The 22627-nt window shown below is 43.2% G+C and carries 22 protein-coding genes, 1 tRNA gene and 3 pseudogenes; 16 read left to right on the forward strand and 10 right to left on the reverse strand.

Translation table 11 applies throughout. The features are described from left to right. On the reverse strand, positions 1 to 1780 hold a 1780-nt coding region (locus tag BP896_RS01630; protein ID WP_291764975.1), incomplete at its 3' end, for a GH116 family glycosyl hydrolase. Between the two features lie 153 nt (positions 1781 to 1933). Here BP896_RS01630 and BP896_RS01635 point away from each other — a divergent pair. The 4 genes and pseudogenes from BP896_RS01635 (at position 1934) to BP896_RS01650 (ending at position 4552) form a co-directional block, all read left to right on the forward strand. Continuing rightward, positions 1934 to 2146: a hypothetical protein gene (locus tag BP896_RS01635; protein WP_291764978.1), complete on the forward strand. Its 213-nt coding sequence runs from the start codon at positions 1934 to 1936 to the stop codon at positions 2144 to 2146. Positions 2147 to 2425: 279 nt separating this feature from the next. Next, positions 2426 to 2725, forward strand: a pseudogene (locus BP896_RS01640) (DoxX family protein); the annotation flags it as partial. 100 nt (positions 2726 to 2825) lie between these two features. After that, positions 2826 to 4334, forward strand: a complete 1509-nt coding sequence (locus tag BP896_RS01645) for a gamma-glutamyltransferase family protein (protein ID WP_291764980.1) — start codon at positions 2826 to 2828, stop codon at positions 4332 to 4334. A gap of 38 nt (positions 4335 to 4372) precedes the next feature. Continuing rightward, a complete protein-coding gene (locus BP896_RS01650; protein ID WP_291764982.1) occupies positions 4373 to 4552 on the forward strand; it encodes a metal-binding protein in 180 nt (59 codons plus the stop codon). On the opposite strand, the gene BP896_RS01655 is transcribed toward BP896_RS01650, so the two are convergent. Next, the gene (locus BP896_RS01655) at positions 4549 to 4884 is read right to left on the reverse strand and encodes a hypothetical protein (RefSeq protein WP_291764984.1); all 336 of its coding nucleotides are present in this window, start codon (positions 4882 to 4884) and stop codon (positions 4549 to 4551) included. The genes BP896_RS01650 and BP896_RS01655 overlap by 4 nt on opposite strands. A 50-nt stretch (positions 4885 to 4934) precedes the next feature. Here BP896_RS01655 and BP896_RS01660 point away from each other — a divergent pair, with 50 nt between their 5' ends. Then, positions 4935 to 5267, forward strand: a complete 333-nt coding sequence (locus BP896_RS01660; protein ID WP_291764987.1) for a hypothetical protein — start codon at positions 4935 to 4937, stop codon at positions 5265 to 5267. Positions 5268 to 5435: 168 nt separating this feature from the next. Here the strand turns inward: BP896_RS01660 and BP896_RS01665 are convergent, their stop codons facing one another. Beyond that, positions 5436 to 6170, reverse strand: coding sequence for a hypothetical protein (locus tag BP896_RS01665; protein ID WP_349681912.1), 735 nt, complete (start codon positions 6168 to 6170; stop codon positions 5436 to 5438). Positions 6171 to 6318: 148 nt separating this feature from the next. Continuing rightward, positions 6319 to 7119, reverse strand: a complete 801-nt coding sequence (locus BP896_RS01670; RefSeq protein WP_291764993.1) for a G1 family glutamic endopeptidase — start codon at positions 7117 to 7119, stop codon at positions 6319 to 6321. Positions 7120 to 7283: 164 nt separating this feature from the next. On the opposite strand from BP896_RS01670, the gene BP896_RS01675 reads away from it, so the two are divergent. From BP896_RS01675 to BP896_RS01690, 4 genes are all read left to right on the forward strand, one after another. After that, the gene (locus BP896_RS01675; protein ID WP_291764996.1) at positions 7284 to 7592 is read left to right on the forward strand and encodes a hypothetical protein; all 309 of its coding nucleotides are present in this window, start codon (positions 7284 to 7286) and stop codon (positions 7590 to 7592) included. A gap of 167 nt (positions 7593 to 7759) precedes the next feature. Beyond that, the gene (locus BP896_RS01680) at positions 7760 to 8227 is read left to right on the forward strand and encodes a hypothetical protein (protein ID WP_291765000.1); all 468 of its coding nucleotides are present in this window, start codon (positions 7760 to 7762) and stop codon (positions 8225 to 8227) included. An 11-nt stretch (positions 8228 to 8238) separates the two neighbouring features. Beyond that, positions 8239 to 8787, forward strand: coding sequence for a GTP-binding protein (locus BP896_RS01685; protein WP_291765060.1), 549 nt, complete (start codon positions 8239 to 8241; stop codon positions 8785 to 8787). Positions 8788 to 8839: 52 nt separating this feature from the next. Further along, positions 8840 to 10348, forward strand: a complete 1509-nt coding sequence (locus BP896_RS01690; RefSeq protein WP_291765003.1) for a 7-cyano-7-deazaguanine synthase — start codon at positions 8840 to 8842, stop codon at positions 10346 to 10348. A 38-nt stretch (positions 10349 to 10386) separates the two neighbouring features. On the opposite strand, the gene BP896_RS01695 is transcribed toward BP896_RS01690, so the two are convergent. Together BP896_RS01695 and BP896_RS01700 are read right to left on the reverse strand one after the other, a co-directional pair. Next, positions 10387 to 11349, reverse strand: a complete 963-nt coding sequence (locus BP896_RS01695) for an ATP-dependent 6-phosphofructokinase (RefSeq protein ID WP_291765006.1) — start codon at positions 11347 to 11349, stop codon at positions 10387 to 10389. A gap of 45 nt (positions 11350 to 11394) precedes the next feature. After that, entirely contained in the window at positions 11395 to 12195 is an 801-nt protein-coding gene (locus BP896_RS01700; protein WP_291765008.1) for a class I fructose-bisphosphate aldolase, read from the reverse strand. A 251-nt stretch (positions 12196 to 12446) separates the two neighbouring features. On the opposite strand from BP896_RS01700, the pseudogene BP896_RS01705 reads away from it, so the two are divergent. Next, positions 12447 to 14204: pseudogene (locus tag BP896_RS01705) on the forward strand (APC family permease); the annotation flags it as partial. Between the two features lie 44 nt (positions 14205 to 14248). Here the strand turns inward: BP896_RS01705 and alaXM are convergent. Then, positions 14249 to 14977, reverse strand: coding sequence for an alanyl-tRNA editing protein AlaXM (gene alaXM / locus BP896_RS01710; RefSeq protein WP_291765011.1), 729 nt, complete (start codon positions 14975 to 14977; stop codon positions 14249 to 14251). Positions 14978 to 15119: 142 nt separating this feature from the next. On the opposite strand from alaXM, the gene BP896_RS01715 reads away from it, so the two are divergent. The 3 genes from BP896_RS01715 to secY all read left to right on the forward strand — a co-directional run bounded on the left by BP896_RS01715 (position 15120) and on the right by secY (position 18530). After that, on the forward strand, positions 15120 to 15881 hold the full coding sequence (locus BP896_RS01715) for a hypothetical protein (RefSeq protein ID WP_291765013.1): 762 nt from the start codon (positions 15120 to 15122) through the stop codon (positions 15879 to 15881). A gap of 102 nt (positions 15882 to 15983) precedes the next feature. Then, positions 15984 to 16997 carry a TIGR00269 family protein gene (locus BP896_RS01720; protein ID WP_291765016.1) on the forward strand — a complete coding sequence of 338 codons (1014 nt, stop codon included), beginning with the start codon at positions 15984 to 15986 and terminating at the stop codon, positions 16995 to 16997. An 84-nt stretch (positions 16998 to 17081) separates the two neighbouring features. Further along, entirely contained in the window at positions 17082 to 18530 is a 1449-nt protein-coding gene (secY, locus tag BP896_RS01725; RefSeq protein WP_291765020.1) for a preprotein translocase subunit SecY, read from the forward strand. A gap of 6 nt (positions 18531 to 18536) precedes the next feature. On the opposite strand, the gene BP896_RS01730 is transcribed toward secY, so the two are convergent. Both BP896_RS01730 and BP896_RS01735 read right to left on the reverse strand, forming a co-directional pair. Beyond that, positions 18537 to 18848, reverse strand: a complete 312-nt coding sequence (locus BP896_RS01730) for a TRASH domain-containing protein (RefSeq protein WP_291765024.1) — start codon at positions 18846 to 18848, stop codon at positions 18537 to 18539. A gap of 66 nt (positions 18849 to 18914) precedes the next feature. After that, positions 18915 to 19013: pseudogene (locus tag BP896_RS01735) on the reverse strand (helix-turn-helix domain-containing protein); the annotation flags it as partial. A gap of 5 nt (positions 19014 to 19018) precedes the next feature. On the opposite strand from BP896_RS01735, the gene BP896_RS01740 reads away from it, so the two are divergent. Beyond that, entirely contained in the window at positions 19019 to 20242 is a 1224-nt protein-coding gene (locus tag BP896_RS01740; protein WP_414633175.1) for a heavy metal translocating P-type ATPase, read from the forward strand. Between the two features lie 64 nt (positions 20243 to 20306). Here BP896_RS01740 and BP896_RS01745 read toward each other — a convergent pair whose 3' ends face one another. Beyond that, positions 20307 to 20984: an ACT domain-containing protein gene (locus tag BP896_RS01745; protein ID WP_291765028.1), complete on the reverse strand. Its 678-nt coding sequence runs from the start codon at positions 20982 to 20984 to the stop codon at positions 20307 to 20309. Positions 20985 to 21154: 170 nt separating this feature from the next. On the opposite strand from BP896_RS01745, the gene BP896_RS01750 reads away from it, so the two are divergent. Together BP896_RS01750 and BP896_RS01755 are read left to right on the forward strand one after the other, a co-directional pair. Continuing rightward, a tRNA-Val gene (locus BP896_RS01750) sits at positions 21155 to 21245 on the forward strand. Between the two features lie 145 nt (positions 21246 to 21390). Then, the gene (locus tag BP896_RS01755; RefSeq protein WP_291765031.1) at positions 21391 to 22581 is read left to right on the forward strand and encodes an MFS transporter; all 1191 of its coding nucleotides are present in this window, start codon (positions 21391 to 21393) and stop codon (positions 22579 to 22581) included. Positions 22582 to 22627 lie beyond the last annotated feature (46 nt).

A 22627-nucleotide genomic window follows, 5' to 3' on the forward strand; every position in this document is an offset into this window, starting at 1 on the left:
TATCCTCATCAACAAGGTTAGGGGTGGTGTAGGGTGATGATGAGCCATTAACCCTAATTATAGTCTCCATAGCCTTCCTAACCTTACCCTCATCAGTAATGTGGCCTAAGCCAAGCATTAGGCTCCACCACTCACCCCAAGCCTGGGCTAGGGAGGATGCCTTATCCATATCTGGCTCATCCCAGGCCTTAAACCTATCCCCAAGCCAACGCCTATTATAAGCATCCCTAGCCTTAATTAAAGTCGCCTCAACCCTCCTTAAGGTTGATTCATCATTCATTAACCTAGCCAACTCACCCATGGCCATTAAGGCTGCAATCCATAAACTGGCAGTATAGCTGTCGAAACCCTTAACAGACATTGCATCAAAGCCAGTATCCCCATCACCACTTAATTCCGGTACACCATCCCCATCCCTATCCTGGCCTAGGACCCATTCAAAGGCCTTAACAAGCTTGGGGTAAATCTCCTTAATGAAGCCAACATCATTACTCCTCCTGAAGTACCTATAGGTTAAGAGTATGTATGTTGAGTTTAAGTCCTTCCACTTGGGTGGTGCTGTTGTACCATCCTCAACATGATCTAGGCTATATATGCCTAGGCTATGCGGCACATAGCCATCATCCCTCATCACCTCCGTGAACTGCCGTATGAGCGACTTCTCTAATTCAGGGAACATTAACACCACTGGTAGTGAACCAGTTTCATAACATGCGCCAGATAATGTTCCATGGCATGGGCAATTCTCAACACCCTCAAGAATACTGAACCTACCATCCCTCGTAAGCCATGTACTGGTGGTTAGTATGTATGTTGAGTTAATTACCGCATCCCTAAGCCAGTCAGGTAGTGTGGGGTCTATTAGGCTACTCTGCCAATCAAGGGTACTGGCCCTAAGCCTATCAAACTCATCAAGCATATACCCAGCAACCTCACTTGAATCCTTGAAGAAATTCTCATAATAGTGGCCATAATTATATAGGTGCCATTTACCGTTGAAGAACCAGGATAAGGCTAACCTAGCCTCCCCACCATTAGGTATATTTAAGGCAATTAAGCCTACTGGGTCATCCCAAAGCCCTGAAACCTCATGAGGCTCCTCACCGCTGGGGATGTTACCCTTATCTATGGTTAACCATGGTTCAGAATCCTCAAAACCACCCTTCCACGCCTTAGCCTTAAGAACGTACTCAGGCTTAGCATTAATATTGTGTTGAGTAATAGTGAATTTAGGCTCCTTAGCCATTAAAGCCATATCACCCTTAGCTGGATCATTATCGGGAGCCTTAGTATTAGTGAATAATACGCCATTACTAATACTCCTATTAATCCTACCAATTGGATTAGTGCCAACCACATTAGGCATTGATACCACAGCCAATGCATCAGAGCCCTTAACCCTAATAGTAAACCCTATTACCGGTAGTGTTGAGTCCTTTAGGTTGCCTGGTATTATTGGTGTGAATGCCTCAACCTCAACATTAATGCCGTCCTTAGATGCCCTAAGCCAGGCAAAGGGCCAGCGACCCTCTAAATCAATTAACGTAGTCCTACCCTCAAAGCCAAGCACATTAACCCTACAATGCATGAAGAAGCCAGGGCCATTAGATGGCTTAATGAAAATATGGAAGCCCCTCAAAACCCTAATGGGGTAAGCCCAATTATTAGCAAACCTAGCATTAATGAGCCTACCATCATTATCCAACTCAACACCACCAGTACCAATACCACCAAGCGGTATACCGGATGCTAAGGCATCCCCACAAGTATACTTAACCATGAGTTAAGTGGGCTTAGGAGCCTTTTAAGCATTACCATGCTCAGTAGCCATGGTAATTAATACTGTAGTAATATGGATAATTATTTGATTAATCATTAGATATATGCAAGCATTGAGATAAAATTTATAAAGAAGTAAAGTATACGCTAATTTATGCACAGAACCACACCCACGGTAATCCTGTTAATAATAGCAGTAGCCGCTGTGGCGGTAATATACTTAATACCAACGATTAACGCCCAACAAACACCTGGATTAACCTTCGAAACAGCCTACTTTGGCTGGACTTGGTCACCGGCAGCATTTTCCATGCCTTGGTTACTGGGCATTCCTGGTTACCTTACTTCAGCGGGGTATAAAGTATGAACCTCCTAGGCCTAATACTGGTACGTCAGTGGCTACATGTTGACGGCTCCCTCTTGGCTTTAGGGGGTTTGGTTCTTACTGGGGTTATCTATCATCTCTCTGGAGCCCTTCATGGGGTTGGTATTATTGCTCAGCCCCCTAGCGCCAGCATTGGGTAGTGNNTTAGGCTCACCACACACCAACTCTCCTATACCAAGCTTAGGCTTCCCGCTTCATTGGTGAGTAGCATAGCATTATTAATACTGAGGTTTTCGTTGGCGTTAACTTCATGGAGCCCCTAAACTAATGGGCCAGTCCAAGAGAACCATGAGAGATGGAATGACTCAACTCCTCAAAATACCTAGAGCGTTATTTGACTTAACGGCGTTACTGGAATTCATAGGTGGCTTGGCATTAATAGTGGGTTTCCTGACTAGGATTGCAGCGTTGTTACTGGCATTGGAAATGGTGATAACCACTATTCTTTACATAACTAGGCTTTATAATGCTCCATTACCAAGGGGTTGGACTGAACTAATGTTTAAGGCAGCAAAGGGGGTATATGTTTGGGTAGAGCTTGATACGCTGCTTCTTGCATAATTGGCCTTAGCCTTAATTGGGCTTGGATTAGTATCAATAGATCACCTGCTGATGATGCTTACTTAAAAATGTATAAATATAGTTATCCCGCATACTTAAAATGGGTTATTTCATTAAACCACCGTGGGTTAGTAACCTTGGTGGAATAGCCTCAGAACACCCCGTGGCCAGTGGTGTTGGTGCAGGTATATTGAGGAGTGGGGGTAATGCCTTTGATGCCGCCGTGGCTGTGTCATTAACCTTAGCCGTGGTTCAACCTCACTTGGGTGGTTTAGGCTCTGATTTAGTCGCCTTAATTTATGATGCTAATAGGGGTAGGATAGAGTTCCTAAACGCGACTGGTTGGGCTCCAGCTGGCTTAAGTAAAGGATTACTGGAGTCCAGGGGGTTGAGTAAGGTACCGTTGAGGGGCCCCTTATCCCCAGTGGTCCCAGGTATGTTGGCTGGCTTATACTCATTGTGGAGGAGGCTTGGTTCCATTGAGTGGCGTAGCCTAGTTAATCATGTTATTAAGGCAGTTGAGCCAGGTTTCCCAGCTGGCCCTGGTTTAATTAGGGCTGTTAGGAGTGTTGTTGATTCTAATGCCATTGATGATGCCTTTAAGGCAGCATACCCAATTAATGCCGAACCCTGGAGCATCATTAAGATGCCTAAGCTAATTAAGGCACTTGAATTGATTGCAGAGGAGGGTGATGATGCTTTTTACCGTGGTGAAATAGGGGAGTCCATTATTGCGCACGTTAATTCGCTGGGTGGTGTATTTAGCATTAATGATTTTAGGGATTATAGGCCTGAATGGGGTGAGCCAGTTAGCATTGAGTATAGGGGCTTCACTATTAATGAGACTCCACCTAATACTCAAGGTTTAACAACATTAATGATACTTAAGCTCCTTGAGGATTATAAGCCCAGTGGGCCTTTTACGGTTGATAGGATAATGAATCATATTGAGGCATACAAGGTGGCTTACAGGGCTAGGGACATGTTCATTGGTGACCCCAGGTTTATCAACGTACCGATTAATGATTTACTTAACTTAAGCTTCCTTAAGGGTATTGGTGAAGGCAGCTTACATGGTGGTGTTGGGGATACTACTTACTTTGTTGTGGCTGATGGTTATGGTAATGTGGTTAGTGGTATACAGAGCCTTTATTACCACTTTGGTTCACTGGTGACTGATCCTAACTTCGGGATTACATTGAATAATAGGGCCTCAGACTTCTCGTTAAGTGGGCCTAATGCCCTGGAGCCTAGGAGGAGGCCCATGCACACCTTATCAACAGTAATTATTACTAAGGATGGGGAATTAAAATACGCCTTAGGTACTTCAGGTGCACACTATAGGCCGCAGCAGCATGCCTTAATAGTGACTAACATTATTGATTACGGCATGAACCCCGTTGATGCAGTGAATGCGCCTAGATTCCTATGGAGCAGTGGTGAACTACTGGTGGAGGATGGGTATGAAACCAACAGCCTTAACGTTAAGCATACTAGGTTAAGTTACCCAGGCACCACTGGCGTGGCTAGCATATTGGCGTTACTTAATAATGGGTTTAAGTTACTGTACTCTGATATTAGGGGTGATGGCTTAGCCCTTGGGCCTTAGCCAAGTAATTTAAAGGGGAGTTATGGGGAGTAATGCGTATGCAGCAGGGTAAGTGTATATTCCTGCAGAGGACGGCTGATGGTGAAAGGTGCGTCCTACTACCCCCTGAGCTTTGGCCTCAAATGAAGCAGAGGTATTATCAGCAATTCTGCCTCAACCATGGCCACGGGTGCCCAGTCTACGAGAAGGTGCTCTCCCCTAAGCGTAATAATGGTTAACCGGCTATGTATGATAATTGATCATTAATAATCCTCCTCCTCACCTTACCAAGCTTACTTAACCTATATATCGCACCGAAGAGCTGGGCTGATGTTAATCCCTTAACCTTACCCCAATCCTCAAGCTCCTTCCTAGACACAGTACCCCTGGACTTAATGAATTCATAAACCTCATTTTCAACACCAGTTAATTGAACCCCCTGCCCGCCCCCACTAGCCACCACGCCTTCACTCACATTAGCCTCCTTCACTGACGATTCCTCAGGCTGTAGGAATGAGGTTATTGCAGCAGACTTCCCCTCCTCCCTACCCTTCTTCCTCCCTTTAACCATGGTTAATTAATGGGCTTAGCGTTATAAACCTATCCCCAATGATGGCTTAAATGAATTCAGTAAGCAGGGAGATTGATGGAGAGGTGGTTAGGATAATTATTAATCCTCCTCAGGGCGTATCCACTGATAGGCTTATTCAATACTTGAGGAATGTACTGGGGATTGAAGGTGAGGTGGCTAATGGGGTTGTTAGTATCGTGGTAACAATGAATAGGAGCGAATTAGGTGAGGAGGCTGATAAGTTGGCTGATGAAATAGTTACTAAACTTAATTCAGTGAACTGGGAGGAGGTGGCTAAGTACAAGGTACCCACCACTGAACCTAAGAAGCATAGGAGGCGTAGGCGTAAGTCCAGGAAGTCAAAGAAGAGGAGTAAGAAGTAGCCTTTTCCTTAACCTAAGGTATTGGGCTATTAGTTATCCCTAATTCAACGTTAGATAATAATGAGCCTTGGCATTACACTCATTAACCAATTCACGCCCACTGAAGGCTTAAACAAATAGCGTTAAACAAAGGAGGCAGTGGGGGATTTAGAAGCATTATTGTAAGGCTTAACCATAGAACATTGAGAAAAACCCCAATGATATCATGAAAACCCCAAGTATTCCTAACGCTAACCTGCCTGCCCTAGCCATTATACCCCAATCCCTCACACCACGCATAACGCCCTTATACACTAATAGTACTATAAGTGCCTGGGAAACCCATGACCCAAAACCAAACATGAAACCCACTAGGAAGGATAGGTTAATGGGCATTGCTGGTACTAGGGCAGTGGTTAATACAAGCACTATTATGAAGTCGCCGCCAAAGGCTGCAGCTAAGCCATGAATCCAAATTAACTTGAAGTCGGCGGTTTTAACACCTTCATGTTCCTCATGATTACCGAAAACTAGGTAAGCGGCAACGCTTACCATGGTTACCCCTACTATTACATCCACGTAAGGTTTCAGGGCGTTTATATTCAGTAAACTCATTAATTGGCCAACTAATGCACTCATGAGAGTCCAGACCAGGGTTAATGCGCCTGTGAAGACCATTGTTGATAACATGACGCCCATTATGCTCCTCTGCATTAAGCCGTAGGATACTGTTATTGGCCATGTATGCTCATCAGGCTTTAAACCATGGATAATCCCAACTATGAGTACTGCAATTAACCAGTATGGCCCCATTGAATTAACTATGCTTTTTGCCATAGGTTCAAGTATATCAGGTAGGGAAAGTACTGCAACTATTATGGCTAAGGCAATGGTTACTGCCAATATAACCTCCTTATTTTTCACTGTAATGCCCATCATTAGGGTTACCCGAATTGAGTAAATAAACCTTACGCCTGAACACGTTTAAGCAGGCTAAGGTAAAATCATGGTTATTTATGAAATTTTAAATAAAATTTAATTTAAATTTAAAACTAAGCCTTAAACCTATGGCTTAACCATATGTGACTATGAAGCTTGAGCCATCTGGCGTCAATGATGATGGGGAAGCCAATACTTTACCATTATAATTAACCATAGTTATGCTTACCACTGATGAGAATGAACCAAACGGCCCAGTAACTCCACCTATGGTTGCATAGCATGTGTTTAGAATATTAGTGTAATCCTGGCCATAGTAAGCTTCCCCAAAGTTGGCTAAAGTGGATAAATGCCCATTAACCATCGGCCTCTCAAGTATGCACTCAGCTGATGATAAGTCAGCTCCACTAACAGAACCACCAAGAATGGATGATTCCACCTTACCCTTAATTGGAATAATCGTTATGTTTATCTTAAAGTAATCACCACTAATGTGGGTTACATTAATGTAAACCTTATCACCAGGCGCTGCAGTCATACTACTTAAGAATACTGCAGCCGATGGATAGAATTCATACCAAACATAGTAATGAGCCTCACCATGCTCACACTCCCCCAGTATGCCGGCCTGCTCAACAGTACTATCATTATACCCATCCAACCCAACCCAAAGAGCAACATAAGTTGTCTGTTCAGTGCAGGTAACTGATGGTACTATGAAGGAGCCAGCAACACTAGTTACTGTACCTTCCTTAGCGGGTACTGCGTAGCCTGCCCAATTTAAGCTGTATACGCTTGATGTAAAACTTGTTGAACTCTGCTTGATCATTGGGTGTGAAATCACTATTGGCTTAGTGGCCGAGGATGTAAGTGTCAGTATTAGTAACATTAATGCAAGTGCACTGGCGCCTAGGATTATTAACCTGCTCTTCATGCTTTCACCAAATACTTAACCACTCTTGCCTTCTTTTTAAGTATTCTGGCTTAATGATATATGATTTAAGCGTATTACTATAGATGTAGTATATAGAGATTAATAAAGTGCTAATTAATGAGTATGCGCATAAAGATTAAAACTGGTGCTTAACCTATAGTTCAATGAAGGTAATCTACAGTATTACTGATGGTAGGACGTTTAAACTGCTAGTAGCTAAGAGGAGTAATGATGGCTTCACTGGCATACTTGAGTATGATGCTGAAGTTGAGGTTAAGGATGGTGAATTAGAATCAATATTAACCTTAATCAATAATTTCATTGGGTCAGTGAGTAAGTTAATTATTACCGGTGGGGCTGATGTTAAGTTTTATAAGACTAATAGAGGCTGGTTAATGCTTAACCGTGGTCAAGTGAGGATGCTCAGTGAGTTAACTATTAAGGATATTTTAAGCATACTTAGCAGCCCTTAGGGAACCTTAAGGCTCCTTTTAACTATGAAGCCATTTACCTAAACAAAAACAAGCACATACTCACTACTGGCCTCCTCCCCGCCCTAAAGGGCGAGGCTTTCGTATGTTTATGTAACGTATACTGCGGAAAACATATATACTACTTTAGCCATACAGCCCTTAGCGTAATGGGAATTAATACCGTGGATCCAAACTTAATAGTTAAAGATATTGCGGAGGAATTAGGCATTAGTATACTTGGTGTGCTAGTTTTCAGTAATAATGATGTTGTGCTTGCAAGTGAATTGCCAGGTGACTTGAAGACCATTGTCACATCACTTGTGGTGTTCATTAATAAGATTAACACTATTAGTCAAGTTAAGGTTAAGTCAAGTAACGCCTACGTTTACGCCATTAAAAACGATGAATTAACGGTAATATTCATAACCGAACCCCACATAATGGAGGGTGCTCTTCACCTGCTTAATAAATACGTTGATAGGTTAATTAAGGCTAGTAGGGAATTAATGAGTAGGGCTAGGAATATTGAACCAATGGTCATAGTGGAGGGTGATGAAATCACAGAGGAAGATGTATTAATGCTGATTGATTATTTCAGGAGTAAATTAAGTGAACTGGAGGTTAGGGGTGATTGAGTTTGGTTAAAGTGTTTAAGCTAGTTATAGCTGGACCCTATGGGGCAGGTAAAACAACCTTCGTTAAGACACTAAGTGAAGTAGTGCCCATTGAAACCGATGCACCCACTGTAGGTAAAACCACTACAGTAGCCTTTGATTACGGTAAGATAAGGGTTAATGATATTGTTGTTCACTTATTCGGTGTACCGGGGCAGGAGAGGTTTAGCTTCCTTTGGAGGATTGTGGCTAGGGGTATGCATGCCTACATATTTATGGTTGATTCATCATCATTGGAGTCTGTTAAGGCAGCGGTATTCATGTATAATTACTTCATAGACACGTTCCCCAACACACCCCACATTATTGCAGCTAATAAGCAGGATATAGCTAAGGTAAGCATTAACGATATTAGGACAATACTGGGTGTTAAGCCTGAGGTTAAGATTGCCCCATTAATAGCTGTGAACAAGAAGATGGTTCTGGAAACCCTCATAACGTTACTTAGTGAGGTTCATAGGTTAATGTATGGTTCAACCTTATCCCCAATCAGTAAGGGTGATTCAGGCACGGGAACGTAGCGTCCCGGTGCTTCACTATAAGCATTTAAACCTGCCACCTAATTCTGCATTAATGGTTGAATGTTCAGTTAGCGGCGTGTTAATATTTGGGGAACCGGATGAAGTAAGGATTAGGGGTATTGAGGATAAGTTAAGGAGTATTGTAATGAAGGCTGAGGAAAGGGGTAGGGATAGTTGGGGTATTGTGGTAATGAGTAGGGATGGGGGAATTAGGTCAATTAAGTCACTGGGTAGGGCCAGTGAAACCCTCCCTAAGTATTCAAGGCTACTGGATGCCGATACGGTGGTGGCTATAGCCAATAATAGGGCTGAGCCAACGACTGAGTACGTAAAGGAGAAGGGCATTAATGATATTCAACCAATGATTAGTGAATACGTGGTTGTTTCACATAACGGCACCATTGCTAATGATGTTGAGCTTGAGGGTAAGTATGGGATAAGGAAAATGAGTAAAATAGACTCATCAATACTACCACCCCTCCTTGAGAAGGCTTGGGATGGCTCACTTGAGGGCCTTCAAAGGATACTAAGGGATGAAGTTGCTGGATCCTTTGCATTAGCCATCATTGATAGGAGGAAGCCGGGTAAGTTATGGTTGGCGGTTAACTTTAAGCCCCTATACGTCATGTGGGATAGGGAATTGAATGCACTCTTCTTCTCAAGCCTAGACACTTACCTCGAGGATCCTGATAAACCACCCTGGGAGGCTAATGTGGTTAAGAGGATTGAACCCTACAGCGTCATTGAGGTTTCCAGGGAGGGTGAGTGGCGTAGGTTAAGCCTATGGAGGGTTGACTCAAGTAAACCGAAGAGGGTGCTAATGGTAGCCAGTGGGGGCTTGGATTCAACAACATCGGCGACTCAATTAATTAAGCAGGGCTATGATGTAACGCTACTGCATTTTAATTACGGGCACATTGCCGAAGGGCCTGAGGAGGCTGCGGTAAGGAGGATTGCAGACTTCCTTAATGTACCATTACTTGAGGTTAACATGGACTTCTTCAAGATAATTAAGCATTCACCACTACTTGGTGAGGGTGAGATTAATAGGAGGAGGGAGGGTATTACTGGCGCTGAGTTTGCCCATGAGTGGGTTCCAGCAAGGAACCTAGTCTTCATAGCCTTAGCCGTAGCCATTGCTGAAGCCATGGGTTACGACTACGTGGCCACTGGGGTGAATCTTGAGGAGGCGGGGGCTTACCCTGATAATGAGATGGAGTTCATTAGGCTCCTAAACCAAGTTATGCCTTATGCAGTGGGGCCAAATAAGCATGTTGAATTACTAATGCCTGTAGGGCACTTGGTTAAGCATGAGATTGTGAAGCTAGGCTTAGAGATTGGAGCGCCACTCCACTTAACCTGGAGCTGCTATGATAAGGGTCCTAAGCACTGTGGGCGTTGTGGGCCATGCTTCATGCGTAGGTTAGCCTTCAAGATTAATGGGGTTAGGGACCCGGTGGAGTATGACTTACCACCAGAGGTTGAGGAAGATTATTGGAGAGGCACTAGGCCCTATAAGGCTCCATTACCAATGGGTAAGAGCAAGTTAATAAGCTCGTAATATTGATTTAGTAATGATTTTTAATATTTAGATTATGCTTAGTTTAAGTCCCCCCAGTAGGTTTCATATAGTCTTAACCAGTATCCACTCACTAGCTTATTCTTACCCACAACCTCAACAATGGGTACATGCGTTAACTCACCGTTACTATAGGCCACCATTATGCCGAATCTATCGTTCTCAATTGCCTCATAAGCCGCCGTGGCGTATCTTATGGCTAGAGTCCTATCAAAGGCTGATGGAGGTACACCCCTTATTATGTGCCCCGGTATAACTGCTCTAGTCTCTATTCCAGTCACCTTCTCAATGTAATCAGCCAACTCATTACCCACACCACCAAGCCTAGCATGGCCAAATTCATCCCTTGGCCCACCATACTCCTTAATACCCTCTGAAACCACTACAAGAGCCCAATGCTTCTTCTCGTAAGCCTCCTTAACCCTCCTAGCCACTGAATCCCAGCTAACCTGCTTCTCCGGTATTAGTGTTGCGTCTGCCATTGTTGCTAGTCCGGTGTGTAGTGCTACCCATCCAGCCTCCCTACCCATAACCTCCACTACGCCAATCCTCTCATGAGACATTAGAGTAGTCTTAAAGGACTCAGTAACATTAACAGCAGCATTAACAGCAGAATCAAAACCAATAGTAAAATCAGTACCAAAAACATCATTATCAATAGTCTTAGGAATACCCACTGCATTCAATATACCCCTCCTCTGAGCCTCACCGGCCGCACCCAACGTATCATCACCCCCAATGGCCACAACCACGTCTAGGCCAAGCTCCTTAACATTCTTCTCAAGTAACCTAGCCCTCTCTTCATCCTTAAATGGATTAGTCCTGGAGGTCTTAATGTATGTTCCACCTGAGAAGGCGAAGTCCACTAAATCCAGTGATGATATCCTCCTAACCTCCCTCTCAAGCAACCCCTTCCAACCATGGTATATTACGTAAACTTCATGATTCCTCTCAGCCAACTTAACGAAGGANNTACACAGCAATATTCAAACCAGGGGCATCCCCACCTCCGGTTAATACCCCAATCCTCACTGCACCTCACCTGCCAATTCCTCAACCTTCTTACCCTCGTAGACGAGTTTACTGAGTACTTGAGCGAACTTTAATGCATCCTTCCTCTGCCAAACATTCCTACCAACAGCTATGCCTAATGCACCAGCCTCAATAACACCCTCAACCTGCTTCAGGAACTCCACCTCAGTCTTAGTCTTTGGCCCACCTGACATTAGTACTGGAACCTTGCCAGCTACCTTAACGGCCCAGGAGAACGTCTTGGGGTCGCCAGTGTACTTAATTTTCATAGCATCAGCCCCAACCTCAAGGGCAACCCTAGCCGCATAGGCTACTATTTCAGGTGCAGTCTCATCCTTCACCTTACCTCCCCTTGGGTAGGACCATATCACTAAGGGTATGTCGAATCGCAATGCATCCTTCTTTATCCTAGCAACCTCCTCAAACATCTTCCACTCATACCCACTACCAGCATATATGGTGTAGCCGACGGCACTTGCACCTAGGCTAACGGCCTCCTCCACGGTGCAGTTGGCTACTGATAATGGTTCACCAGTGTATAGGTTTGTCTTACCATTGAGCTTAACTATTAAGGGCACACTCCCATCATAATACTTCTCCGCTAAACCCCTCTGCAGTACGAGCCCGTCAAAACCAGCCTCCCTAGCTAACTTAACTATGTATGCTGGGTCCGCTGAGTCAGGGTTCTCCAGGAAGTCTGATGGCCCATGCTCTATACCATGATCATACGCTAATATTATCGACCTACCCCTCCTTGCAAATATCCTCTTGAACTTATCCACTAATTCACCTTGCATACGGGACCCGCTAGTATTTATCTTTTTAACCCTTCTAGTCATAGGTGTGTGATTTGTATAACTAACTATATAGAATAAATAATTAATTGCAGGGTGAACTTCACCTTGTTACTTAACTAATGGTTGTAATGCCTTAATCATTATCATGAGTAATGAGTAAAGGTTTATAAAGAGGCACCTAATGGTCCGGTTGATGAACCTTCGATAATGAGGAGGCAAGGGTTAAGTTAAGGAAAACATTATCGTTTAGTGATCTACTATTCATTTCAATAAGTGGAATGGTTGGAAGCGGCTGGTTATTTGCAGCATTAGCCGGAGCCTCATATGCAGGCCCAGCATCATTAATATCCTGGATAATAGCTGCAGTATTATTCATATTTATTGGGTTAGCCTACGCTGAATTAGGCTCAATGCTACCCTTCTCCGGTTCATTGGTTCGCATAGATCATTATGCTCATGGCTCAATATCAAATTACCTACTTGGCTGGGCCTACTTAATAGGTGCAGCAACCACAGTGGCCATGGAGGCTGAGGCAATAATAATGTATACTAACAAGTACCTACCAGTGTTTAGTTCAGCATCAGGTTACTTAACACCAATTGGTATTGCCGCCGCAGCGGCACTAATAGCAGTTTTCACACTTATTCAAATTGTTGGAGTGAATGTGTTCAGTAAAGTTAATACAGCAATAATGATATGGAAATTCATAATACCATCACTAACAATAATACTGCTTCTATCTCTTTACTTCCATCCAAGTAACTTCACGGCATACGGCGGCTTCATGCCGCTAGGTTGGTCTGCAGTATTTAGTGCAATGATTCCAAGTGGTATAGTATGGGCATACGAGGGCTTTAGGCAGGCCTTAGAGTACGCGGGTGAGGCAAGGAATCCTCACCATGATGTACCCTTAGCGTTAATAATATCAATACTGGTTACTGCAGGTCTATATGTGGCATTAGAGGCCGCCTTCATTGGGGGTATTAATTGGAGTAAAATATTCCTACAGGATAATCAGGGAAAATACACCATACTGATTAAGCCAGGTGGCTGGCAGAATCTTGCTCAATCTAATTGGGCTGGCTCACCATTCTACACTGAATTAGCTACAAGCGGCATTGCCTTATTAATGGTGTTTGCAGTAATCCTACTCATAGATGCTTGGATATCCCCAGCAGGTACAATGGGCGTCTACATTGGTACCACCGCCAGGAGCTTCTACGGTTTCTCAAGGCAAGGTTACTTCCCTGAATTATTCGGTTCACTACATAAGAGGTTCCAAACACCCTGGTTCTCAATAATATTCACACTGGTATTGGCGCTCCTATTCCTACTCCCATTCCCAACCTGGTATCAAATAGTGAGCATATCTTCAACAGCCACGGTGGTTAATTACCTGGCTGGTGGTTCATCACTGGTAGTCCTTAGGAGGACTGCACCAGAGTTAAGGAGGAGTTACCGTGTACGCTCACCATGGTTAATTGGCCTACTTAGCTTCACTGCATCATCAATGTTAATATACTTAACCGGGTGGCCTAGCCTGGGGTACGTATTCATTGTCACAGCCTTTGGTTTACCACTAATGGTACTGGGGTATAGGGGTAAGTTAAGTTTAAGCGTTAAGGAGGGTGCATTATTCTCCTTAATCTACTGGACTGCACTTGCCTCAGTAATGTATCTAGGCCTTATTGAGTCAATGTTAAGCTTCGCAATTTACTGGGGCATATTCGCGGTAATAATGATTGCTTCACTGCTTTACCTCCATTATAAGGCTAAGGGATCCTACGCCGCCTTAGAGGTCTCATCAGCTTCATGGTTTGTAGGCTACATGATAGTTATAGGTGCCTTATCCTACCTTGGTTCATTAGGTATGGGTTACTTAAAGTATCCATGGGACTACGTACTAGCCTTAGCCACCTCAATAATCTTCTTCATAATCTCAGTAATGCAGGGTTTTGAAACCAGGGAGTTAACTGAAATTAAGGCTAAAGGCATACCGATTGAGTAACCATAGGGTTATTAAACATGAACTTAAAATCACGAGTNNTCAATCTATGGCTTAATGGTGAAGTAAACCCTCTTTCTATTTCTACCCCTATTCTCAATCTTCTGAATAATTATCTCCCCAATCTCCCTAGTATTAGCCACATGAGGCCCACCATCAGCCTGAATATCAATACCAGGTATTTCAACAATCCTCCACTTATCACCAGGCGGCGGTTCCCTCTCAGCTAACTTAACTATGCCTGGTACCTTAAGCGCCTCCTCACGCGGCATCCAGTAAACCTTAACCTCAATTCCCCTCTTAACAACTTCATTCGCCTCAGCAACTATTTCATTAAATATCCTCCTAAGCTCCTCACCACTGGCTGTGAGGCTATAATCATCCCTAGCGTAATCTGGTTGAATATCACCTCCAGTCACTAGGGCATTATACTTTGAGTAAGCTATTCCAGCCATTATGTGTGATGCAGTGTGGAGCCTCATTAACCTATAACGCCTATCCCAATCCAACATGACCTTTACATCATCACCATACTTAAGTTGAGGATTCCTATCCAGTACATGAATGACATCATCTGTATCCCTCTTATGTAAGGCATCTACAATCCTATACTGCTCACCCCCAGCAATGATTAATCCAGTATCATGGGCTACACCACCACTACTTGGGTGTATTATAGTTCTATCAAGAATGACGTTATTACCGTCAACGGCGAGAACCTTCGCATCCACCTCCTTAAGGTAACTATCCTGCTGATACATGTGAATAGTTGGCATAGCATTGGTTCAGTAACTGGGTTATTATGCTTCACTGCATTAGGAATGCCATAATCATTAACATTATCGTTAATTTACTATACATAAGCATGCTCGTTAAAGTATCCATCTTTATAAATCAATATATTGAAGTGAAGGCACTATGCGTGAAGCGGCATTAATTAAAGCTGGTGATGATATTGCAGTGTCTACGTTAATATACATTACGTACGTGTTCTCACGCCTGGGGTTAATTAAGGCTGAATACGCGCTCTCAGCATCCTTAATTATCATTCCAATAATTCAACATTACTTAATTAAGGGTGGTTTATTCACATATAATGGGGTAGTAAGGGCCTACACTGCATCAATGTATGCCTTAGCCTCAACATGGCTACTAATAGTGGGCTTCATGACTGTAAGCCTCAGTAATCAATTGCCGTTACTGATTGCGGCGCCATTTACCGCATTGGCCATGGCTATTGGGTTGGCTGTTAGGCGTGATTCAACATTCACAGCAACCCCACTACTCCTCTCCTCACCAATATTAATGCTGGCTGGCTATTCACCTCAAACTATGGCATTACTATCCCTAATGCCCTTCGCCGCAGCATCGCTTATGCTTATTCAACTAAGAGGCAGATACGGTGGTCGCATTGGCTTAAGTAAGCTAACACCAGTGGCGGCATTACTTCAATTCGCATTATACCTACTTCTAAACGCAGTTACATCAATTACTCAAGTAACCCTCACTACAGTGTATCTGCTTGCATTAATGATAGTGAGTAATCCTCTAGCTAAGGTGAGGGGCAGGTACCTGGTTACTATACTTGTAGCCTTAGCCTTAGCATCATTAATACTTAGAATAACACCCCTACTGTGTGCAGTTATTATTTTCACTATTAGGCTCCTCCTACTCCACTGACGGGTTACCACCTTAAAAGGTGAAGCTTACTAATCATTATGTTAATATTCGTTTAACAATTTAGTAAGTTATTTTAATCCAGTATTGAAGCCGTGCAGTAGCATGGTTACTTTATGCGATAGGTGTGGTGTCAGGGAGGCGAGGTACTTTAAGGCATCCAGTGGCGAGAGGTTATGTTTAAACTGCTTATTCAACTCCATTGAGGATACTGTGGCAAGAACAGTGAGGAGGTTTAGGTTAATAAGCAGTGGTGATAGGGTTGGTATAGCCGTAAGCGGCGGTAAGGATAGTCTAGTGCTCATGTACCTTCTAGGCAAGTTAAGGAGGCTGGGTAGGATACCTAAGGATACTGATTTAATAGCCTTTAGTATTGATGAGGGGCAACCCTACAGTTGCGTTAGGAGGGCTAATTCAATTGACTACGTGGCTAAGTTAACTGAGGAATTCAACATTGAGTACAGGGTATTTAAATTCAGTGAATTATTTGGGGTAACTGCCTTTGATATTGCGCAGGGATTATGGAGTAAGGGGGTTAACACGCATATGTGCACCATATGCGGCGTCATGAGGAGGAGGGCAATGAATATAGTGGGTAAGATGCTTAACTTAACTAAGATAGCTACGGGGCATAATCTTGATGATGAGGCTCAGACTGTGCTCCTTAATGTTACTAGTAATGATGTTAAACGCTTCGCCTGGTTTGGGGCAGCCCCAAGTAATGATATTGCTGAGGAGGAGTTCATACCTAGGATTAAGCCCCTGAGGTTCATTAGGGAGGAGGAGGTGGCCATATACGCATACTACCATGGGATACCCTTAATGACTATTGAATGCCCATTCGTCTACAATAACCCACGCTATGAACTTAAATTCACCCTAGCCAGGTGGGAGAGGGATAACCCTAATGTTAAGTACTCTATGGTTTCCTTTGGTGATGAAGTCTCAAGGATGGTTAATGAGAGGTTTAAGGGGCAGGTTAAGCTTAATAAATGCATTTACTGCGGCTTCCCAACCTCAGGAAGCGTGTGTAGGGTGTGTGAATTGCTTAAGCAGGCTGGGTTACTTGAAAGGTATTTGAACCACATAAGGCCAGTTAATGCTCAACAGGGCGCATAATGCCGCATTAAGGCGCATTAATTCAACTATGATTGTGATGGCTACTAATAAACCTTATTAATCCCAGTAATTTTAGGTGAAACTGTGGCGTCGAAGCGATTCATAGAGTCAGTGGAACCGCTCTTAACTCTAATGCCCACTGTCCCCAGGCCTAATAGGCCTGTCTCATTGGGCAGTAGGTTAATATGGACTTTCCTAGCGGCCACAGTTTACCTACTCCTCTCAGTAACACCATTATACGGTATTATTGCTTCATCAAGTAGCCCGCTCTTCAACCCGCTGGTGGCTATAATATTCGCCTCAACCAATGGTACACTGGCTCAATTGGGTATAGGCCCAATAATAATAGCCGGCATAATAATGGAGCTTGTGGCCTTCTCTGAATTAATGGATGTTGACTTAAATGACCCTAAGGATCAGGCAAGGTTCACTGCATTGACAAAGTTAGTAGCCATTATCATAGCTATGTTTGAGGGGGCCTTCATAATGTCAACTCATCAGTTAACTGTAGCTAATGCTGGATTAGCCTTCGTGGTGTGGCTTCAGATGCTGTTCGGAGCCGTAATAGTGATTCTACTTGACGACCTAATATCCAAGGGCTGGGGTATTGGGAGCGGTATATCATTATTCATACTTATAAGCATAATTAGGTCAATATTCCAATCCACCTTCCTACCTGTAACTGTTGGTGCAGGGGAATTACTGGGTATTGTACCTGCCTTAGTTGCCGCCATATATAATGCAGTGGTATCCCATACCCTTGTACCATTATTATCCATAGTGTATAGATTCAACCTACCTGGCTTAGTTGGGTTAATTGCGACAATAGTATTAGGCGGCTTCATAGCATATGTTGAGTTAATGGAGGTTAGGATACCACTATCCTTTGTTCAGTACGGTGGGTATAAGATGTCTTACCCATTCAAGGTAATGTACGTTTCAGTCCTACCCATAATATTCACCGCCTATACCGTGGCGTTAATATATAATGGGCTTTACTTCATTTGGACAACCTATAATCCCCATAATGCTAATGCATTATTGAACTCAATAGCCTGCATAAGGGTTATTACAACAGCTAAATTCGGTACAATTAATGAACCATGCCCCTCATCCCTAATATACTACTTCACCGTAGTGCCCTATAACATTACTCCACAATACGTGGTGGTGCATATCCTCATGTATGTTGTGCTCTCAGTGGTCTTCGCCTACCTGTGGGTTAACTTAGCTGGGTTAAGTGCTGAGGATCAGGCCAGGACAATGGTCTCAAGCGGCTTATCAATACCAGGCTTCAGGGCATCCGCAAGGTCACTTGCAGTGCACTTGAAGAGGTACGTTAACTCACTAACCTTCACCAGCGGCCTACTGGCAGGTTTAATTGCAGCCCTTGGGGATGTATTAGGTGTATATGGCACTGGCATAGGCCTAATACTAATGGTGGAGATAATAATACAGTACTACACAATAGCCATGCAGGAGCAGTTGTTTGAAGCGTATCCAGGACTTAAGAGGATTCTGGGTGTTGAATAGGTTAACCTAATTAAGTCCCCTGGAGTTCAGCTTCTTCTTAAGCTCCCTTAAGCAGGTTTTACAGCATAAGTAATACACCCTCCTCCCCCTCCTATACTGAATTGGTGATCCGTTTATTGGGCCACCACAGTAATCACAAACTAACTTAGGTATCGTGGCTAATGTCCTCATTGCTTTTGAGCATTGTTCAAGGACTATGTAAACTGCCTCCTTACCCTTAACCTCATTAATGAGCTTAATAAGTTCATTGAAGCCACCGGCACCTACAATAATCATGCATCTCCCATCAATGAGCCTATAGCATTCCTCCCCCTGCATTCTCCTAGAAATTATATATGCCCTTGGGTAATTTTGAGGAATATTAACAGTGAATTTAACACCCTTACCCCTAAGCGACTTAATTAACCTTGATGCAGTAGCCTTACTGACACCTAGTTTACTGGCTAACTCTGAAACACTTAATCTTGAATCCTCGCTAAGCAGNNAAAATAGCCAGGGAGGCTCAAGCCGCTAGGTTACCGATACAATCCCTTGTTGATAAGGTATCCGCCTACTTCACTTGGGTAGTTATGATGACTGCTGCCGCAGCATTAATTGCTTGGCTTAGCCTAGGGGCTCCGCTTTACTTGGCTGTACTACACATGGCCTCAGTACTGGTTGTGGCCTGTCCCTGCGCCCTTGGTTTAGCTACCCCAATGTCAATAGTTGTTGGTATTAATAAGGCTGCTCAAGATGGCGTATTGATTAAGAGGGGTGAGGCCCTTGAGAAGCTTAGCGGCGTTAGGGTTATTGCATTTGATAAGACTGGGACATTAACTGAGGGTGCGCCTAGGGTCATTAATGCAATTATTGATAAGGAATCATTAATCCTAGCAGCATCAGCCGAGTACCCTTCAAACCACCCATTAGCTAAAGCAATAGTGAAGTACGCTGAATCAATGGGGATTAAGCCAATTAACGCCACTGAGTTTAATCAACTGGAAGGCATGGGCGTCATTGCCGTGATTAACAGTAGAAGTGTGGGTGTCGGCAATGTAAGGTTGGTTAAGGGTATGGAGGCTGGCTTAAGTCCTGAATTCAAGCAATTAAGTGAAGCTATTGAGAGGGAAGGCTACACTCCGCTTTTCGTGGTGATTGATGGTGTGGTTAAGGGGGTACTTGCCGTGGGTGATCCATTAAGGGCTGATGCCTATGACGCCATTAATGGGGTTAAGGAAATGGGTTTAAGAACAATAATGCTTACCGGTGATGCTGAGGGGCCAGCCTATACTGTAGCTAAGGTGCTGGGTATTGATGATGTTTACGCAGGCCTAATGCCTAATGATAAGGCTAGGATTATTAGGGATGTTAAGGCTAAATACGGCTCAGTGGCTGTAGTTGGGGATGGAATTAACGATGCGGTAGCCTTAAATGAGGCGGACGTAGGAATAGCAATGGGTACAGGTAGTGATGTTGCTAAGGAAGCTGGAGACATTGTGCTGGTTTCAAGTAGTCTTAAGGTTATTCCAAGGCTCATAAGGTTATCGAGAACAGTGGTAAGCAATATTAAATTCAACATACTGTACGCCTTCGCCTACAACATAGCACTAATACCAGTGGCAGCTGGCGTAATACCCAATTTAACCCTAAGGCCTGAACTAGCCGGCTTAGCTATGGCGTTAAGTAGCTTAACAGTAACCTTAAATGCGTACTCGATTAAATTACGTTCCTAAGCCGGCACATTAGTTAATAATGCCGCCATGGTGAATTCCCTTGATTAGGCAGGTAAGCAGTAAGTTAGGATACTGTTATCTTAACTTGTAGGCATGATTCACTAATACCCTGGTTCTGGGCCTTAATATTAAATAACTCTACGAAACCCTCAAGGTAACTTAGAATTAGCCTAGAGAACTCCTCATTAAGGTTCTCGCGGCAAACCCTAACAATAGTTGTATTGCCGGCTGAATTCACTTGAACCCTACCTAAGCCTCTTAATTGGAGAATGCTTAGTTCACTTGCCTTAAAGGAGCCGTACATACTTAACATTAATTCTCCATCTCTCTTACCCATACTCCTCAATATGCTTAACAGTGGCTCAGTTACCTGGCCTCCGAAAACATCATGATCTATGGCTAATACGTAATTGTTATTGAATGTTGGTATGGATAACGTAGCCATAACGTACGCATCATTATTAAGCACCTTCTCCATAACATCATAGACAAAGGAGAATTTCCTAAGCATGTTCTCCACATCACTGATTGAGGAGATTGCATTGGTGAAGTCAGCAATAATGTGAATCATCTTCTGAAACCTATTAAAGGATGCATTAACTATGTTTACCCCATTCTCAGCGAAGGCATCAGAGATAGCCGCTAATATGCCTGGCCTATCCTCATTAAGCCTTATGATGAATTCAACTATTGTTTTACCACTAGCCTCATATATCATCGCTAACTCTCTATGAAACATCATTAAGAACCCTCATACTCACCTCCTATTTAAATATGATACTAAGGCCACTCATTTAATGTACGCTGCTCAGCGTAATTACCCTACTTCAGTTACTGCATGCTGGATGAATGTGATTTTAAGATAAATGTAGGTTAAAGCTTAATAAACCACTGGTCAATGACCAATAGGGAGGGCCCGTAGTCTAGCTTGGTTAGGATGTCCGCCTTACGTGCAGTATGCCAAGAAAGCGGGAGATCCCGGGTTCAAGTCCCGGCGGGCCCACTAAGGTTTAAACTGTACTTAAACTAACATAGTCCTCTCATGAGTTAAGTACACTCATTATTGATTAATACATGTAATTTGATTAATTTACCGGGTAGGTTCCCAGCAGCATTAAGCTTATTAATGATTCATTTACTGGCTTGTGATGAATAAAAGCATTTACTTAATTTTACTTATCAAAGGGCTAAGAACATTTGTCTTCGGTATTGTTAGCGTGTTGACGCCTATCTACCTGGCCATGTTGGGTTTTCCACCAATTTATGTCGGCATCTCCCTATTCCTTATGGTTCTCGGCAATGTACTTTCAAATATACTACTAACTTGGTTTGGTGACATAATAGGCAGAAAGAAGTTATTAATTATCTTCAGTTTCCTAATGTTCATCTCAGGCATATTATTGTCCTCATCCTCACTATACCCAATAATAGCGGCTGCATTATTGATAGGTAACATAAGTACCACAGGAACTGAGGCAGGCCCCTTCCAATCAATTGAAACCGGTGTTTTACCTAGGTTTACTGGTAATAAGTTAGGTAGAGTCTTAGGTGTTTACAACCTCATTGGCTACTCTGCTTCATCAATTGGGGCGCTCACATCATCATTACCAGCCTACTTAGGAAATAACCTTCACATAATTAGGTTAATGTACATACTCTACGCCCTCGCTGGTTTAATAATGATCATTATCTACAATGCATTAAATGGTATTGAAACAACCAAGAGGAGGCTGGGATTGAGGTGGCTAAGTGGGCTTACGATTAATGATATTAGGAATTTATCAATATTATTCTCCATAGATGCCTTCGGCGGTGGGTTGGTAACGCAATCACTTTTATCATACTGGTTTTATATCCGCTATGGAGTATCATTAAGGGAGCTGGGCCTCGTATTCATGGTTGTTAACGTGGTCACTGCAATATCACTGGTCATTGCGCCATTAATAGCTGAGAGGATTGGTAATTTAAGGGCCATGGTGTATACGCATTTAGTATCAAACATATTCTTAATACTAGTACCGCTAGCTGGTACGTTTCTAGGGAGCCTAGCATTCCTCCTATTAAGGCAAAGTGTTTCTCAAATGGATGTACCAACTCGGCAAGCGTTCATGGCGCAAATATTTAATGATGAGGAAAGAGTCGCTGCAAATGCCATAACGAACACTGCGAGAAGCATTAGTACCTTACCTGGATCACTAATAGCTGGTGATTTAATTTCTCTAACCCTTTACTCTTTACCATTCATAATCAGTGGATCAATGAAGATTATATACGACTTAACAATATACCTCATGTACAAGGATAGGACTAAGGAACACTTAGTAAGTAATTCTACGTAAAAACTCATCGAGTGCTTAATATTAATCAATATCATTAACCTCAGGC

Source organism: Caldivirga sp. UBA161, assembly GCF_002506515.1.
Taxonomy (GTDB): Archaea; Thermoproteota; Thermoprotei; order Thermoproteales; family Thermocladiaceae; genus Caldivirga.